We start from the raw sequence: 18,186 nt of genomic DNA, 5'->3' as shown, positions 1-18,186 counted from the left end.
GACGAATGGGTTTTCTGTTATTATAGAAACTCTGAAATATTATAGTGTTACCAGATTCTAACTCTTTTTTCTGGAGCAATGTACATACCGTCATTTGCTTTAATATCAAATGCTTTGTAAAACGTATCAATATTTTGCAAAGGCACATAAGCACGGTACATTCCTGGAGAGTGCGGATCAGTTTTTACTTGGTTTTTCAAGGCTTCATCACGCATTTTTGAACGCCAAATTGTTGACCAAGAAATAAAGAAACGTTGTTCTGGTGTATATCCATCAATTAATCCTGGATTTCCGTTTTCTTTTAAATACAATTGTAAACCGTCATAAGCAGCATTAACACCACCTAAATCTCCTATGTTTTCACCAAGAGTAAATTTACCATCAACAAAAGTTCCAGGTAAAGGCTCTAATGCGCTGTATTGAGCTGCAAGTGCGCCAGTCAATGCTGAAAATTGTTTTAAATCTTCGGCTGTCCACCAGTCTACAAGATTTCCATCAGCGTTGTATCTTGATCCTGAATCATCAAATCCATGAGAGATTTCGTGACCAATAACACCACCTATTCCACCATAGTTTACTGCTTCATCCGCTTGATAATTGTAAAATGGCGGTTGCAAGATAGCTGCTGGAAATACAATTTCGTTATTTGAAGGATTGTAATACGCATTCACTGTTTGCGGAGACATTCCCCATTTGTCTTTATCAACAGGTTTCTTTAAATCAGCAATATTTTCATTAAAACGCCATTGCGCCATGTTTTTCACATTGTCAAAATAAGTTCCACCTTCTTGTGGACTTTTAATTGTCAAAGCAGAATAGTCTTTCCATTTATCAGGATAACCAATTTTAATTCTAGATTTATGCAATTTAGCAACAGCACTTACCTTAGTTTCAGCAGACATCCAAGCTAAATTATTAATTCTATTTTCGAAAGCTAAGAATATGTTTTTAATCATTTTCTCTGCCTTAGCTTTAGCTTCAGCTGGAAATTTTTTCTCGACATATAATTTTCCTAGAGCTTCACCCATAGTTCCATTAATAGTTTGAAGTGCATTTTCATCACGTGGTCTTTGTTTAACAGCTCCTGTTAAAGTTTTACCGTAAAACTCAAAATTTGCATTTTCAATATCAGTAGACAATTGACTTGAAGATCTATTTAATAAACTCCAACGCATGTAAGCTTTCCAATCTTCTACTTTATTTTCTTTAAAAATAGCTTCAAGAGCCGTCATGTATTTCGGTTGAGAAACAATAACAGTATCAACTTTAGCTAATCCAATTTTTGTAAAATAAGTATCCCAATTGATAGAAGGCGTTAATTTAGTTAATTCCGCAAGTGTCATTGGATTATAAGACTTTCGACGGTCTCTGCGCTCTACTCTATCTAATCGTGGCTTAGACATTTCAGTTTCAAGAGAAAGAATTTTTTCTGCATTCATTTTAGCAACAGCTGGTTTATCACCAAGATATTGCAGCATTTTAGCAACGTGCAAAACATACTTTTCACGTTTTTCTTTTGAATCTGCATCGTCAGATACATAATAATCTCTGTCTGGTAAACCAACTCCTCCAGGACCTAAATTAATCACGTTTCTACTACTGTTTTTAGCATCTGTTCCAACTCCAGCACCAAAGAAACCTATACCTCCAAAAGGCTCCATCTCAATAAGCAATGCTTGTAAATCTTTGCTGCTTTTAACTGCATTAATTTTAGCTAAATAAGGTTTTAGTGGAGCAATTCCTGCTTTATTTCTGCCTACAGTATCTAAAATTGTTTTGTATAAATTGACTGCTTTACCTTGATCCGTGTTTGATTTATAACTAGGATTTTTAGTAGCATCTTTTAAAATCTCTAATGCATCCGCATCTGTTCTTTGACGCAATTCATCAAAACTTCCCCAACGCGTTCTGTCATTTGGAATCTCAGTATTATCAAGCCAAGTTCCATTCACGTAGCGAAAGAAATCATTGCTTGGTTTTACATTTTTGTCCATGTAATTCACATTAATTCCTGGTTCCTTATTTGCAGGAGCATTTTGAGCTTGGCTTACAGCAAAACCCATAATTGCAGGAATGACAAAAAGCAGTTGCTTATTTTTCATTGTTTTCATTTTTTGTTAGTTATTCAGTTATTCTCACAAAGCTATTAATAAATTTTTTAATTATTTGTTAAAAATTTTTTCAGCAAAAATTGGTGCTAAAAAAAATCCCAATTGCATCTTTAACGATACAATTGGGATTGAAATAAGACTTATTAAACTGATTTACCAAATTTTTACGCGTTTCTCTGGCGTGATATACATTCCATCACCGGATTTAATTGTAAATGCATCGTAGAACGCATCTATATTTTGCACAGGCACATAAGCTCTATACATTCCAGGTGAGTGCGGATCCGTTTTTACTTGGTTTTTAATAGCTTCGTCACGCATTTTAGTACGCCAAACGGTAGCCCAAGAAATGAAGAAACGTTGTTCTGGTGTATAACCATCAATCAATGCTGGAGTTCCATTAGCTTTTAAATGTATTTTTAAGCCATCGTAAGCTGCATTAACTCCACCTAAATCACCAATATTTTCTCCTAATGTAAACTTTCCATCGACATGAATTCCTGGTAAAGGCTCCAAAGCGCTATATTGATCAGCTAAAGCCGTTCCTAAGATTGAAAATTGTTTTAAATCCTCTGCAGTCCACCAGTCTACTAAATTTCCATCAGCATTGTATCGTGCACCTGAATCATCAAATCCATGAGAGATTTCGTGACCTATCACTGCTCCTATTCCGCCATAATTAACAGCATCGTCAGCTTGATAGTTGTAGAACGGCGGTTGTAATATTGCTGCAGGGAAAACAATTTCGTTATATGATGGATTGTAATATGCATTTACGGTTTGTGGTGACATTCCCCATTCTGTTTTATCAACAGGTTTGTCTAATTTTTCTATAGATTCATTAAAAGCCCAACGAGAAAGATTCTGAGAATTTTCAAAATAACTTCCACCCTCTTCTAAGCTACTAATTTTTAAAGCGGAATAATCTTTCCATTTATCAGGATAACCAATTTTGATCGTAATTTTATTTAACTTTTCCACAGCTTTTACTTTGGTAGCAGCCGACATCCATGTTAAATTATCAATTCTGTTTTGGTAAGCTAAAACTACATTTTTAATCATGTTCTCTGCTTTAGCTTTGGCTTCAGCCGGAAACATTTTCTCTACATATAATTTACCTAGAGCTTCACCAATTCCACCGTTTATTGTTTGCAATGCACGATCTTCTCTTGGTCTTTGCTTTATAGCTCCAGTAAGTGTTTTGCCGTAAAAATCAAAATTAGCTGATTCAATATCAGTAGTTAGTTCTCTTGAAGCACCTTGCAAAAGAGTCCATTTCAAATATTCCTTCCAGTCTTCAACTTTATTTTCAGCTAAAATTGTTTGCAAAGCCTTCATGTACTTAGGCTCCGATACAATTACAGTATCTAACTTAGTAAAACCCAGTTTTGTGAAGTAATTTTTCCAATCAATTGCAGGAGTGATTTTTTGCAATGCTGCGATTGTCATTGGATTGTATTGGAGCCTACCATCCCTTTGTTCTACACGATCTAAACGAGGTTTAGACATTGCCGATTCTAGAAGTACAATTTTACGCGCGCTTGCTTTAGCTTTAATTGGGTTTTCACCAATAAATTGCAGCATTTTAGCAACGTGTAATTCATATTTTTGGCGTTTTTCTTTAGAATCTTTATCATTTGCTGAATAATAATCCTTGTCTGGCAAACCTAATTCTCCTGTTCCTAAAAACACAGAATTCTTATTGCTGTCTTTATCATCTGCACCAACATAAATTCCGAAGAAACCAATACCTCCTATTGGTTCCATTTCGATTAACACTTTTTGTAAATCTTTAGCATTTTTAATCGCATCGATTTTAGCTAAATACGGTTTTAATGGAGTAATACCATTTTTATTTCTACCTACAGTATCTAAGATCGTTTTGAAAAGATTGATTGCTTTTCCCTGATCAGTATTAGATTTATACATTGGATTATTAGAAGCTTCCTTCAAAATATCCATAGCATCTTTATCCGTTTTCTTTAGCAATTCATTAAAACTTCCCCATGATGTTCTGTCACTAGGAATCTCAGTTTTGTCAAGCCAAATCCCATTTACATATCTAAAGAAATCATCATTAGGTCTGACTTTTTTATCAATATTTGAGACATCAATTCCTGGTACAGTCTTTACAGGAATAGACTGTGACTGCACTCCAGCGAAACCTATAATTGCAGGAATAGCAAATAGTAGCTGCTTATTAAGCTTTATTTTCATTGTTTTTGATGTTTTAATTACAATTACAAATCTATCAATAAAAAAATTAATATAAATAAATTGTATTATTTGTTATGACAGTATTGCTTTAATTTTAATTACTAAATGCAGGATTTACATTTAAATATCATGGAAAGCACATTGAGATTAATGGATAAATAGATAATTATTTAAAACTGACTCTAGCTCTTATTCAACTTTTTACCCTATTATATAATCTCTATGTAACATTAGTTACATAGAGATTAAAAAAGCGTAGCTATTTTTGATCTAAATATAAATAGACCATGAAGTATCTAATCTTGATTATAGCAACTGTAGCGCTTTTCAGTTTTCAGAAAAAAAATTCGGAATACATTGAAATTCCACAAAAAATAGCATTCGAACAAATGCAGCATGAGGAAGGTAAAAAGCTGATGGAAAAACATTGTTATTTATGTCATAGTCCGAACGCAGCTGAAAACGAAGGTCGGATTGCTCCACCGATGGTAGCCATTAAAGCAAGATATATTGACAAAGGAGGATTGAATAAAGAGGAATTTGTAAAACAACTAACTGAATTTGTAAAACAGCCAACTAAGGAAAAAGCATTAATGCGCGGTGCTGTAAAAAAACATGGCTTAATGCCAAAGCAAGATTTTCCAAAAGGAAGTCTAGAAAAAATAGCCGAATTTATGTTTGATTATCAAATTGAAGAACCAAGGGGGTTTAAAGCGCACTGGGAATCCCACGGAAATAAAACTTGGATACAATCAGGGCAGAAATATAGTGAAGTGGCATCTCAAAAAACATACTCTGATATAGGTTTAGAATATGCATTAGAAACTAAAAAAGTGTTGGGCAAAACCTTGATGGGAACGATACAGAAAAAAGGCACGATTGCAGCACTAGATTTTTGTAATGTTCAAGCAATGCCTTTGACAGATAGCATGGCGGTAAAGTACAACGCAACTATAAAAAGAGTTTCTGATAAAAATAGAAATCCAAAAAACACAGCAAACTTAGAAGAATTGAAATACATAAGTCAATTCAAAAAGCAAATGGCTAAAAATGGCGATATAAAGCCTATTGTTTTAGAGAAAGGTAAAAAGGTTCATTTTTATTATCCTATTGAAACGAATACTATGTGTTTACAATGTCACGGAAAAGAGATAAAACCAGAAGTGAAAACACAAATTTTAAAATTATATCCCAAAGATTTAGCTATTGATTATAATGAAAGTGAAGTACGAGGAATGTGGAGCATAACTTTTAACAAGAAATAAAATGACAAAAAAAGCATACATCATCACGGGAATTGGAATCATTGTTGGATTTCTTGCAGGATATTTATATTACCTGCAAATAGGTTGTGCGAGCGGAACTTGTGCTATCACTTCAAAACCATTAAATAGCACTTTATATGGTGGTTTAATGGGCGGATTATTATTCAATTTATTTGTGACAGCGCCTAAAAATAAAGAGAATAGCAAAGCCGATAAGATTAGTAATTTTATAAATTCAATTATCGAATAGTACTTATCACCTTGCCCTATCAACACAGAATAAGATTATGTTAATTGCGCTATGAAACATAGCTCGATTTTGTATTTTTGCATCAAAATAGCATCATGTTAGAATTTATCAAAAAATACCGAATTTTTTTAGGAGTCTTTATCGTGTTTTCAGCAATTGTTTTATCATTATTTTATTCGGCGTTAAAGCCAAAAAAAATGCTTCCTATTTTCAATCCATCTGATGTAAATCCTGAATTAGTGGATAGCACCGTGCAGTATAAGAGCAAATATCATACTATAGCAGATTTTTCATTTGTCAATCAAAACGGCAAAACGATTACTCAAAAAGATTATGAAGGCAAAATTTACGTTGCGGATTTTTTCTTCACAACATGTCCAACAATCTGCCCGAAGATGACCGCTAATCTTTCTCAAATTCAAACTGCTTTTGCTAATAACCCAAAAGTAAAACTACTATCCCATACCGTTTTTCCAGAAACTGATAGTGTTCCCGTTTTAAAAAAGTACGCTATCGAGCACAAAGTTGACGATTCTAAATGGAATTTAGTTACCGGTGATAAAAAAGAGATTTATACCATGGCTAGAAAATCTTATTTAGCTGTTAAACTGGGAAAACCGAGTGAGTTGTACGATATGGTTCACACTGAAAACTTTATATTAGTTGATACTAAAAAGCGAGTTCGTGGCTTTTATGATGGAACTAATAAAGAAGATATGAAACGATTAATTGAGGACATCACTTTCTTAGCTTCAGAATAAAAGAAATATAATTGTTGCTCTACAGCAATTCTCTTACATAAACACAAGACCGTTTATTGATTTATCTAGAATTGGCATTTAAATGTGATATTTATCATTTGCCTTTATATTAAAATGTGTATTTTTGCAATATTAATTCAATCTAAATAAGCTTTGCATACCACGATACATTCTCTCAAAAAAGGCGAACAAGCCATCATAAAAGACTTTGACATCGATGTCGTTCCTTTAAAATTATTGGAGATGGGTTGTTTGCCTGGCAATACGGTTGAATTACTTCAGATTGCTCCTTTTGGTGATCCCTTATTTTTAAATATCAATGGTTCACATGTGGCCATTAGAATTGAAACCGCTAAAGAAATAGAAGTTGATATTATAAAACTCAACTTATGGTAAGCAAGCAAAACATCAATATTGCCCTCATTGGAAATCCAAATGTGGGTAAAACATCCGTTTTCAATCAATTAACAGGTTTAAATCAGCAGGTAGGGAATTATCCTGGAATTACTGTTGAAAAAAAGATTGGTTTTTGTAAACTGCCTACAAATATAAAAGCAAATATTCTTGATTTACCAGGAACGTATAGCTTAAATGCAAGTTCAATTGACGAAAATGTTGTTATTGAATTGTTGCTTAATAAAAATGATAAATTATATCCTGACGTAGCATTAGTGGTTACGGATGTCGAAAATTTAAAACGAAATCTGCTTCTCTTTACACAAATTAAAGATTTAGAGATTCCGACGATTTTAGTCATCAATATGGCTGATCGAATGAAATTTAAAGGAATCTCTTTAGACATTCCCTATCTTGAAGAACATCTAAAAACTAAGATTGCACTAATCAGTTCTAGAAAAGGCTTTGGTATTCAAGAGTTGAAAGAAATGATTATTACTTACAGAACGATTTCAACAGAACCTTGTTTAAATTCTTCAGTAATAGATCAAGATTATTTTGATAGTTTACGTAAAGCATTTCCAAATCAGCTATTATATAAATTGTGGTTAGTTATTACGCAAGACGTAAATTTCCTAAATTTAGATCGAAATGAAATACGCAGTTCTTTCACTAAATCACATTCTGATTTAAAACGTTTACAGCAAAAAGAAACCATCAAACGCTACCAATTCATTAATGATGTGTTGAAAGAAGGCTTAAAAATTGATACTTCAATTGCAAAAGATTACCGAAGTAAATTAGATCGTGTTTTAACCCACAAAGTTTGGGGATATGTAATCTTCTTTTTGATTTTGTTTGTTATTTTCCAATCTATTTTCGAATGGTCAACAATACCAATGGATTATATTGACGCTAGTTTTGCCTCCTTAAGTGCATACACAGCCGCTGAATTGCCTGCAGGAGTTTTGACTAATTTAATTTCGCAAGGAATCATTCCAGGCATTGGAGGAATTTTAATATTTATACCGCAAATTGCGTTCTTATTTATGTTCATATCCATTCTCGAGGAAAGTGGTTATATGAGCCGAGTTGTTTTCTTGATGGACAAAATCATGCGAAAATTTGGTTTGTCAGGGAAAAGTGTTGTTCCCCTTATTTCAGGAACTGCTTGTGCCATTCCCGCTATTATGGCTACTCGAAATATTGAAAACTGGAAAGAAAGATTGATTACTATTTTAGTAACTCCGTTTACAACCTGTTCAGCTAGGCTTCCTGTTTATGCGATTATCATTGGGTTGGTAATTCCAGATACTCATCTTTTTGGATTTCTAAATATGCAAGGAATCACTTTAATGCTGTTGTACCTTCTAGGTTTTGGAACTGCTATTTTTTCGGCTTACATTTTGAACAAGATTCTTAAGATAAAAGGGAAAACCTATTTTGTAGTTGAAATGCCAAATTATAAATTACCATTATTCAAGAACGTAGGAATTAATGTAATTGAAAAAACAAAGGCATTCGTTTTTGGAGCAGGTAAAATCATACTTGCAATATCAATTGTATTGTGGTTTTTAGCTTCTTATGGTCCAGGAAAGAGTTTCAATAACGCGGAACAAATTATAACTGAAAGCCATATCAATGATCCTTTAAATGATCAAGATTTTGAAAATGCAGTAGCTTCCCAAAAATTAGAGAACTCTTATATAGGAATTATGGGTAAAACCATAGAACCCGCTATTTCTCCTCTTGGTTACGACTGGAAAATAGGAATTGCAATTATCAGTTCATTTGCCGCAAGAGAAGTGTTTGTGGGAACATTAGCCACCATTTACAGTGTAGGTGGAAGTGATAATGAAGTGACAATAAAAAACAGAATGGCTGCAGAAGTCAATCCAGCAACGGGAGAGAAAATTTTTAATTTTGCTTCTGGAATATCTTTACTATTGTTCTACGCTTTTGCAATGCAGTGTGCTGGAACGTTAGCGATCACTAAAAAAGAAACCAACTCGTGGAAATGGCCTTTAGGTCAACTGGTATTGATGTCTGGATTTGCTTATATAGTGGCATTGATAGCCTACCAAATCTTAAAATAACATATTATGTATCAAGAAATAATAGCCTTCGTCGTACTTGGAATAGCTATTGCTTTTCTAATTAAGAAATTCTTTTTTAAAGGTAAAAAATCGGATAAAGACTGCGGAAGCGGTTGCGGAAGTTGCGGTTAATTGTATTGTGTATACCCTATTTTCAAATAATAATCCTCTGGCTTTATAACTGTTGCCACATTTGGATACGGACCAATTATTAAACTATTAATTACTCTGTCACTTTGATTTAAATACGCAGCAATCCACTTCAAGTTTCCTTCATAAGTATTCGTAGTAAAAACAAGCTTTTTATCTTCAATAAATTCTGAATCTTTATAAACGGATACCATAATAGTAACTTCACCTGCCCAAACACAAGTTACTCCTTTGGGACAGCGAGAATCTGTTAGTACTTCTTTCAATAGTAACTTATAGCCTTCTCCTTTTATACAACTGTTTTGTTTTACCTTACTGAATTTTTGCTTCACAACAGTATTATTTTGAGCAATAGCGATGGAGCTAAACACTATAAAAAGGAATGTTAGTACTTTTTTCATTGTCGATTTTTTGATTTTGAGATAAATGTACGATTTAATCACTTTTAAAAGTAAGTAAAAAAACTATCCTAAAGCGACATCTAAAACCATCATTATAATAAAACCACCAATGAAACCCATTGTAGCAATATCAGTATTTTTATCTTGTTGTGTTTCTGGAATAACTTCTTCAACTACTACAAAAATCATTGCACCTGCGGCAAAAGCTAAAGCATAAGGTAAAATAGGTGTGAAAAAAGTAACGGCAAAAGCTCCTAAAACGGCTGCGATAGGTTCAACAATTGCTGAAGATTGACCGTACATAAAACTTTTCCATCTGCTCATTCCCATTCTTCTTAAAGGCATCGCAACAGCAATTCCTTCTGGAAAATTCTGGATTCCAATTCCAATCGCTAATGTTACTGCACCAGCAATAGAAGCTTCTGGAATTCCAGCAGCTACACCACCAAATAAAACACCTACCGCTAAACCTTCGGGAATATTATGCAATGTAATTGCAGAGACTAACAATGTGGTTCGTTGCCAAGGAGACTTAATTCCTTCACTAACTTTAAAATTAATATGAAGATGCGGCAATACTTTATCGATTCCAAAAATGAACAAAGCACCTAGGAAAAACCCAATAGCAGCGGGCATCACTTTCGAAAAACCTTCGCCTCCTGTCATTTCTATGGCTGGAGCCAATAAACTCCAAAAACTGGCAGCAACCATAACTCCTCCCGTAAAACCAAGCATTCCGTCAAGAACTGTTCGGTTCATAGTTTTAAACATAAACACGAAAGAAGCACCAAGCGCTGTTAAAAACCAAGTAAATAAACTCGCGTACAAAGCCGCTAAAATCGGGTCGATACTGCTAAAATAATCGATAATGGATTGAAACATATTTATTGAATGTAAATATTACTAGCTATTTTATTTGAAATCATAATTTCTTTCGTTCCAACTTTTATTCTGTAAGAGGAATCAAAACTTTCTTTTTCTATAATTTGAACATGTGAACCCAAAGCAATTTCTTGCTTGTCCAAATATTTCAAAAATTCAGAAGAAGTGTCTTTTACTCCCACGCAAATTCCTGATTCATTTTTTTCTAATTCAGAAAGAAGTCTTTTTTCCACTTTTACAATTCTTCCATTTGCATCGGGAATAGGATCTCCGTGTGGATCTTCAGTAGGATTTCCAAGAAAATCATCTAACTTATTAATCAATTTCTCCGATTTTATATGTTCTAATTGCTCGGCGACATCATGAACCTCATCCCAAGAAAAATCTAGTTTTTCAACTAAAAAGCATTCCCAGAGACGGTGTTTTCTAACAATCATCTTTGCTGCTAACAGTCCTTGTTCAGTTAAGGAAACGCCTTGATATTTTATATAATTGATTAAATCTTTCTCTGCTAATTTTTTTAGCATATCAGTAACTGATGACGCTTTAGTTTCCATTTTTTCAGCAATTGCATTTGTACTAACTGCACCATCTGAAACTGCGTTTAGGTGATATATAGTTTTAAGATAATTCTCTTCTGAATAAGTCATGTAATTTCTGATTTTTGATTAACGATTTCTGATTTTTATATTTTTTTAGCCCAGATAGCAGTGGAAATCCTGTCATTGCGAGGAACGAAGCAATCACAGATTGTAACGGATAGCTGGAAATAGCTCCAAGAAAATATTAATTTTTGACGATTAGTAACGGAATAGAAATTTTATGTCTCAGTTTATCAACTGTAGTTCCAAAAATTAAATCTTTAAATCCTGTGTGGCCGTGTGTTCCCATAACTAAAATATCAAAATTTTCTTTGTTAATGATTGTTGGAATTGTTTTCGCTGGATCTCCAAAACCTAATTTTATACTAACCGTAAATCCTTTTGCTGTCAACATTTCTCTGTATTCGTTTAATAATTTCTCGTCAATTAATGTTTCATGATCATCTACTTTTTCGCCGTACACCATTGCTCCTACCGTTTCGACAATATGTATTAAAGTATATTCTGCCGACTTTCCTCCTAGCTTAAAAGCACTATTTAAAGCCACTTCGTCTGAATCAGAAAAATCTACTGTCACTGCAATGTTTTTATGCGTCAATGTGCTAGCTTCCTCAAACTTTAATTTCAGATTATGAGGTGAATGATTTTGAATGTCAATTTTTGATTTAGACACAAAAGGTTTGAAAATAATATATAAAAGCAACACTAAAAATGCTAGTGCCAAAGGAACAACTGTCAACCAAAGAATAATTGGATTCTCCGAATTTTCTAACCATCCATTTATTTCGTCATAAACCAATTTAATATTTAGTGAAACGATTATTAACGCAACAGACCAGCCCGCAATTTGAGTAATTTTACTAATGTGAAATCCCTTCATTTTTGTTTTATCGCTGACAAAATGAATCAACGGAATAATTGCAAAACCCAACTGTAAGCTTAAAATCACTTGACTAAAAATCAGTAATTTTCCAGTCACTCCATCACCAAAAATACTAATCACGATAACAGCAGGAACAATCGCAATTAATCGCGTAATTATTCTGCGCACCCAAGGCTGAATCCTTAAATTCAGATAGCCTTCCATTATAATTTGGCCCGCTAATGTTCCTGTAACTGTTGAACTTTGTCCAGCAGCAATCAATGCAACCGCAAATAATATAGGTGCCCATTTAGTTCCTAACAGCGGTGCTAAAAACTTATGCGCATCTTGAATTTCAGCCACTTCGTGCATTCCGCTTTTATAAAATGTGGCTGCTGCCAAAATTAAAATAGCGGCATTTACAAAAAACGCCAAATTCAAAGCAATTGTCGAATCAATAAAATTGTATTTAATCGCTTGCTTAATTCCTTTTGGAGTTCGGTCAAATTTTCTGGTTTGCACCAATGAGGAATGTAAGTATAAATTGTGCGGCATTACGGTTGCACCAATAATTCCAATAGCAATATACAAAGCAGCTTCATTTGGCATCGAAGGAATTAATCCATACAAAACTTTATCTAATTCTGGTTGTGCAAAGAACATTTCAAATACAAATGAAACTCCAATAATTAATACCAAAACAATGATAAAGGCTTCCATTTTCCGGATTCCTTTATTTATCAAAAACAGTAATAAAAACGTGTCTAATACCGTAATAATAACACCTTCCATCAAAGGAATATCAAATAATAAATTGATACCAATAGCCATTCCTAAAACCTCAGCAAGATCACATGCAGCAATAGCAATTTCGGCAAGAAAGTATAAAATGTAATTTATAAATTTAGAATAAGTCGCTCTACTAGCTTGCGCTAAATCGAGTTGGGTTACAATTCCTAAACGAGCACTAAAACTTTGCAACAGCAAAGCCATTATATTACTCATCAGTAAAACCCATAGTAAAGCATAACCAAACTGGCTTCCTCCGGCAATATCAGTTGCCCAATTTCCAGGATCCATATAGCCAACGCTAATCAGGTATGCAGGACCAAAAAAAGCAAGAATTTTTCTAAAAACTGATTTTTTATTTTGCGTCGAAACTGATCCGTGAACTTCCTCTAATGATTTACCCATTCATAACTATTTACTGCAAATATAAATATGTTTTTTTGTTTTATACAATATTATTTTTAGATTTGCCTAAATTATAAATATATCCACAACTAAAAATCAAACATTGAAAAATTTATTACTACTTTTTTGCATACTATTCAGCATAATGATGACTAGTCAAACTACATTAAAAGGAAGCGTTTCTGCTGACGGAATGCCACTGCCATTAGCAAATGTTATCATTAAAACCTTGAAAAAATCAACTGTCAGCGACTCCGAAGGGAAATTTAACATTAAAAACATTTCAAAAGGAACCTATGAAATCCAAGTTTCCTACACTGGTTTTAGACCAAAGACAAGTAATTTCACGGTTAGCGATAGTACCGATGTCTACTTGAATTTTGAACTTCAGGAAAATAATACTTTAGATGAAGTGGTAATCACTGGAACTTTAAAAGCGGTATCGCGTTTAGAAAGCCCTGTTCCTGTTGAAGTTTACAAACCTATTTTCTTTAAGAAAAATCCAACTGCAAACATTTTTGAAGCCTTGCAAAACGTGAATGGTGTCCGTCCGCAACTGAACTGTAATGTTTGTAACACTGGAGACATTCACATCAATGGTCTTGAGGGCCCTTATACTTTGGTTTTGATTGATGGAATGCCTATTGTGAGTGGACTTTCAACGGTGTACGGACTTTCTGGAATTCCTAATTCTTTATTGGAACGTATCGAAATTGTGAAAGGTCCCGCTTCTTCTTTGTATGGAAGTGAAGCCGTGGGTGGTTTAATAAATATCATCACTAAAAATCCTAAAAACGCTCCTCTTTTTTCTGCTGATTCATTTTTAACGGATTGGGGCGAACTCAACGTTGACTTAGGTTTTAAAGCAAATGTTACTAAAGACATCTCGATGTTAACTGGAATTAATTACTTTAACTACAGTAATCCAATAGACAACAACAACGATAATTTTACTGACTTAACGCTACAAGATCGAATCTCTGTTTTCCAGAAATGGAATTTTAATCGGAAAAATAACAAACAATTCTCATTAGCAGGACGTTATTTTTATGAAGATCGTTGGGGTGGCGAAATGCAGTGGGAGAAAAAATACCGTGGAGGAAACGAAATTTATGGCGAAAGCATCTACACCAAACGTTGGGAATTATTAGGCGCTTATGAATTGCCTATAGCTGAGAAAATGTTATTCTCTTTTTCCTATACGGATCACGATCAAAATTCGGTTTATGGAGATATTCCGTATTTAGCGAAACAGCGCATTGGTTTTGGGCAACTGACTTGGGACAAAAAATTAAACAATCACGATTTACTTTTTGGAACAGCTTTGCGCTATCAATATTACGATGATAATACGACTGCAACCGTGAAGGAAGACATCAACTGGATTCCAAGTTTATTTGTTCAAGACGAAGTTGCTTTTAATGAAAATCATAAAGTACTTCTAGGCGCTCGTTACGATTACAACCGCAACCACGGCTCTATTTTTACTCCCAGATTAGCTTATAAATGGAAGCTGAACGACAATAATATTCTACGTTTCAATACGGGAACTGGTTTTAGAATTGTAAATCTATTTACTGAAGAACATGCTGCTTTAACCGGTTCTCGTGATGTAATTGTTCTTGAAGAATTAAAGCCAGAACGCTCGTTTAATGTTAACTTGAACTATTTGAAAAAACTATACGCTCAAAATGGAACTTTCATAGGAATCGAAACAACCGCTTGGTATACTCGATTTAGTAATTCTATTATTCCTGATTATGACACAAATCCTAACCAAATTATTTATAAAAATCTAGATGGTCACGCAGTTACTAAAGGAATTAGTTCTAACATTGACTTCGTTTTCACAAATGGTTTGAAAATGATTTTAGGAGCTACTTTTATGGATGTTTCCAAGACAGAAAAAAACATTACCACTAAGCAAATCTTAACAGAACAGTTCTCAGGAACTTGGGCGATTTCGTATCGAATAAATAAACTGTTTTTAGATTTAGATTACACTGGAAATATTTATGGACCAATGCGTTTACCAACTTTAGGCCCTTTAGATCCAAGAAAAGACTACTCTCCAACTTGGAGCATCCAGAATATTCAGTTTACTTTTAATAAGTTCAAGAAAATCGAAATTTATGCAGGAGTAAAAAACCTTTTAAATTGGACGCCAAACAAAGGAAATCCGTTTATTATTGCGAGAGCAAATGATCCATTTGATAAAAATGTACAATATGACGCAACTGGAAATGTACAAGCAACCGCTGATAATCCGTACGCTTTAACTTTTGATCCAAGTTATGTTTATGGACCAAATCAAGGAATTCGAACTTTTCTAGGATTACGATACACTTTAAAATAATGAAAAAAGCACTTTACATATTTGTATTGTTTCTTTGGGTAACTCCTTCGGGTTTTGCCCAATTGAACTTAAACACTTTTGAGCAAGCAGAACAATTATCAAAGGCAAATCCCAAACATATAGTTGTATTTACGCATACAAATTGGTGTAAATATTGCAAAATGATGGAAAATGCTACGTTCAAAAACTCAAAAATTGTAGCAACGCTAAACGAACATTTCTATTTCATTTCATTTGATGCAGAAACAAAACAAGACATCGTTTTCAATAATCATACTTTTCAATTCCAACCCAATGGAACAAATACTGGAGTTCACGAATTGGCGACAGCCTTAGCGACTATTGACAATCAAGTCATTTATCCTAGCTTGACAATACTAGATCATGATAACTCGATTATATTGCAACAAGCTTCCTTTCTTTCGGCGAAAGCCTTACTGCTTATCCTTGACAAACTGAAATAATTGCCTATTTTTGGAGATGATTATGCTCCAATTATTATGAAACATTACGATTACGTTTTTACTGGTACAGGTTTAGCTGCTTTGATGACGATTTATAAAATGATTGAATCTGGAAAATTTTCCAATCAATCCATTCTGTTAATCGACGAAAATACAAAAAAAACCAATGACAGAACTTGGTGTTTTTGGGAGCAGAAAGAATCCAAATGGGAAAAAAGTATTTCAAAAAAATGGGATTCGGCTTTGTTTGCCAATGCTGATTTTAGTCGGGATCTTGATTTAAAGCCATATCGTTACAATATGGTAAAAGGACTGGATTTCTACAATCAAGTATTCGATTTGATTTCGAAACAAACTAATATTACTTTTTTGAACGAAAAAGTCACCGATATCAACGAGCTAGAAAATCATGTTTTTGTTGCAACATCTTCAGAAAACTTCACATGTGGCAAAGTAATTAATAGTATTTATCGAAAATCTGAAGTGGAAAATCAAACTAATTATCCACTTTTGCAACAGCATTTTATTGGTTGGTTTATAAAATCAAAAGATCCTGTTTTCACTCCAGATCAAGCCACTTTTATGGATTTCTCTGTGGAGCAAAGAGGAAACACTCGCTTTATGTATGTTTTACCAACTTCGTCTACCGAAGCTTTGCTAGAATACACGCTGTTTTCTGCTCAATTATTACCAAAAGAAGAATACGAAAATGAGATCATCAAGTACATTGAAAAACTTGGAATAACAGACTACGAGATAGTCGAAAAAGAACAAGGAAGTATACCAATGAGTTGTTATCCTTTTTGGAAAAAGAATACTGAAAAAGTACTGAATATAGGAACAGCCGGCGGATGGACTAAAGCCAGTACAGGTTACACTTTTAAAAGCTCTGATAAAAAATCAACTCAATTAGTCGCTTTTTTACAAAAAGAAACAGATTTCACTAAATTCCACAAAACGACTAAGTTCTGGTTTTATGACTTGCTGCTTTTGGATATTTTAGATCGCAAAAACGAATTAGGAGCGTCTATATTCTCCTCTCTTTTTAGAAAAGGAAGTCCCGCTTTGATTTTTAAATTTCTAGATGAAGAAACCACTTTTGCTGAAGATCTCCAAGTGATTTGGAAATGTCCTAAAATGCCTTTTATTAATGCATTAGTTCGTTCAGGTAGACACTTATTTCAGTAATAAAGTCATGTCTATCAAACAATAACAAAACTTTATAATACAAATAATGGAGTTCTTTTTAAACTTCGTAACTTTGCTTCATAAAATTAATATTTAAAATACAACGATATGTATCCAGAAGAAATGGTAATGCCAATGCAAGCGGAATTAACGTCGGCAGGTTTTCAAGATTTACATAGTGCTGAGGCAGTAGATACTGCAATAAAAGCAGAAGGAACAACTCTAGTAGTAGTGAATTCAGTTTGTGGATGTGCAGCAAGAAACGCTCGTCCAGGAGCTAAAATGAGTTTAGATGGTGCTAAAAAACCAGACCATTTAATTACTGTTTTTGCAGGAGTTGATAAAGATGCAGTTGATGCAGCGAGACAACACATGTTTCCTTTTCCTCCATCTTCTCCAGCTATGGCATTATTCAAAAACGGTGAATTAGTTCACATGTTAGAGCGTCACCACATTGAAGGTCGTCCAGCTGAAATGATTGCAGAAAACTTGAAAGATGCTTTCAACGAGTATTGCTAAGATTTTTGCTTAGGCATAATAAATAATTATTTACCGCAGATTAGCTGATTACTTTTTAAATCTGCTAATCTGCGGTTTTGTTTTATAAACACTTTATATTTTGATACAAAAACCAATTCAATTTACCGTAATAGATAATGACTATTCTGAGCTAATCGAAACACAACAAGGAAGTTATCCTAACTTGATGTTTTTGTTGCGAGATAAATTAGGTTTAGAGAGTTTTGGTGAATGTGGTGGCGTAGGCAGATGTGCCACTTGTATTATTACTGCGGAAGGAATAACTGGAAACTCTATTTTAAAGGATCGCAACGAACCCGCTACTTTATCAAAAATGGGTTACGAAGACGAATCCACTCGGTTAAGTTGCCAATTGTATATTACTTCAGATTTAGATGGCGCAACTATTACCATTTTAGATTTATAAAAGTTTTTACATTTTTATATTAGACACGAATTGCACAAATGCCAC

General features: G+C 33.7%; 17 protein-coding genes. 11 read left to right on the top strand and 6 right to left on the bottom strand.

Annotated features, from left to right (window positions below; all coding sequences use genetic code 11):
* Positions 1 to 47: 47 nt before the first annotated feature.
* Entirely contained in the window at positions 48 to 2,111 is a 2,064-nt protein-coding gene (locus tag RCH19_RS05545; RefSeq protein ID WP_121924637.1) for a M13 family metallopeptidase, read from the bottom strand.
* 153 nt (positions 2,112 to 2,264) lie between these two features.
* Positions 2,265 to 4,328 carry a M13 family metallopeptidase gene (locus RCH19_RS05540; RefSeq protein WP_343022382.1) on the bottom strand — a complete coding sequence of 688 codons (2,064 nt, stop codon included), beginning with the start codon at positions 4,326 to 4,328 and terminating at the stop codon, positions 2,265 to 2,267.
* Between the two features lie 287 nt (positions 4,329 to 4,615).
* Here RCH19_RS05540 and RCH19_RS05535 point away from each other — a divergent pair, with 287 nt between their 5' ends.
* From RCH19_RS05535 to RCH19_RS05510, 6 genes are all read left to right on the top strand, one after another.
* Positions 4,616 to 5,593: a DUF3365 domain-containing protein gene (locus RCH19_RS05535; RefSeq protein WP_343022381.1), complete on the top strand. Its 978-nt coding sequence runs from the start codon at positions 4,616 to 4,618 to the stop codon at positions 5,591 to 5,593.
* A 1-nt stretch (position 5,594) separates the two neighbouring features.
* Positions 5,595 to 5,843: a DUF6132 family protein gene (locus RCH19_RS05530; protein WP_343022380.1), complete on the top strand. Its 249-nt coding sequence runs from the start codon at positions 5,595 to 5,597 to the stop codon at positions 5,841 to 5,843.
* A gap of 95 nt (positions 5,844 to 5,938) precedes the next feature.
* Positions 5,939 to 6,604: an SCO family protein gene (locus tag RCH19_RS05525; RefSeq protein ID WP_343022379.1), complete on the top strand. Its 666-nt coding sequence runs from the start codon at positions 5,939 to 5,941 to the stop codon at positions 6,602 to 6,604.
* Between the two features lie 153 nt (positions 6,605 to 6,757).
* The gene (locus RCH19_RS05520) at positions 6,758 to 7,000 is read left to right on the top strand and encodes a FeoA family protein (RefSeq protein WP_121924642.1); all 243 of its coding nucleotides are present in this window, start codon (positions 6,758 to 6,760) and stop codon (positions 6,998 to 7,000) included.
* A complete protein-coding gene (feoB, locus tag RCH19_RS05515) occupies positions 6,994 to 9,096 on the top strand; it encodes a ferrous iron transport protein B (protein WP_121924643.1) in 2,103 nt (700 codons plus the stop codon). Before RCH19_RS05520 ends, feoB begins: the two co-directional genes overlap by 7 nt.
* A gap of 3 nt (positions 9,097 to 9,099) precedes the next feature.
* The gene (locus RCH19_RS05510) at positions 9,100 to 9,228 is read left to right on the top strand and encodes a FeoB-associated Cys-rich membrane protein (RefSeq protein WP_211331308.1); all 129 of its coding nucleotides are present in this window, start codon (positions 9,100 to 9,102) and stop codon (positions 9,226 to 9,228) included.
* On the opposite strand, the gene RCH19_RS05505 is transcribed toward RCH19_RS05510, so the two are convergent.
* The 4 genes from RCH19_RS05505 to RCH19_RS05490 form a co-directional block, all read right to left on the bottom strand.
* Positions 9,225 to 9,647, bottom strand: coding sequence for a hypothetical protein (locus tag RCH19_RS05505; protein ID WP_343022378.1), 423 nt, complete (start codon positions 9,645 to 9,647; stop codon positions 9,225 to 9,227). The genes RCH19_RS05510 and RCH19_RS05505 overlap by 4 nt on opposite strands.
* A 63-nt stretch (positions 9,648 to 9,710) precedes the next feature.
* A complete protein-coding gene (locus RCH19_RS05500; RefSeq protein ID WP_343022377.1) occupies positions 9,711 to 10,529 on the bottom strand; it encodes a ZIP family metal transporter in 819 nt (272 codons plus the stop codon).
* A gap of 2 nt (positions 10,530 to 10,531) precedes the next feature.
* Positions 10,532 to 11,179, bottom strand: a complete 648-nt coding sequence (locus RCH19_RS05495; RefSeq protein WP_121924647.1) for a metal-dependent transcriptional regulator — start codon at positions 11,177 to 11,179, stop codon at positions 10,532 to 10,534.
* Positions 11,180 to 11,315: 136 nt separating this feature from the next.
* Entirely contained in the window at positions 11,316 to 13,187 is a 1,872-nt protein-coding gene (locus tag RCH19_RS05490) for an Nramp family divalent metal transporter (RefSeq protein ID WP_343022376.1), read from the bottom strand.
* Between the two features lie 145 nt (positions 13,188 to 13,332).
* On the opposite strand from RCH19_RS05490, the gene RCH19_RS05485 reads away from it, so the two are divergent.
* The 5 genes from RCH19_RS05485 (at position 13,333) to RCH19_RS05465 (ending at position 18,141) form a co-directional block, all read left to right on the top strand.
* A complete protein-coding gene (locus RCH19_RS05485) occupies positions 13,333 to 15,543 on the top strand; it encodes a TonB-dependent receptor (protein ID WP_343022420.1) in 2,211 nt (736 codons plus the stop codon).
* Positions 15,543 to 16,007, top strand: coding sequence for a DUF255 domain-containing protein (locus tag RCH19_RS05480; protein WP_343022375.1), 465 nt, complete (start codon positions 15,543 to 15,545; stop codon positions 16,005 to 16,007). The genes RCH19_RS05485 and RCH19_RS05480 overlap by 1 nt, the downstream gene beginning before the upstream one ends.
* Positions 16,008 to 16,043: 36 nt before the next feature.
* A complete protein-coding gene (locus tag RCH19_RS05475) occupies positions 16,044 to 17,195 on the top strand; it encodes a lycopene cyclase family protein (protein ID WP_343022419.1) in 1,152 nt (383 codons plus the stop codon).
* Positions 17,196 to 17,303: 108 nt separating this feature from the next.
* Entirely contained in the window at positions 17,304 to 17,714 is a 411-nt protein-coding gene (locus RCH19_RS05470; protein ID WP_121924651.1) for a BrxA/BrxB family bacilliredoxin, read from the top strand.
* Between the two features lie 100 nt (positions 17,715 to 17,814).
* On the top strand, positions 17,815 to 18,141 hold the full coding sequence (locus tag RCH19_RS05465) for a hypothetical protein (protein WP_343022374.1): 327 nt from the start codon (positions 17,815 to 17,817) through the stop codon (positions 18,139 to 18,141).
* Positions 18,142 to 18,186: the final 45 nt, after the last annotated feature.

Source organism: Flavobacterium sp. PL12, from assembly GCF_039123485.1.
GTDB lineage: Bacteria > Bacteroidota > Bacteroidia > Flavobacteriales > Flavobacteriaceae > Flavobacterium > Flavobacterium weaverense.
This window is presented reverse-complemented; position numbering and strand designations above follow the sequence as displayed.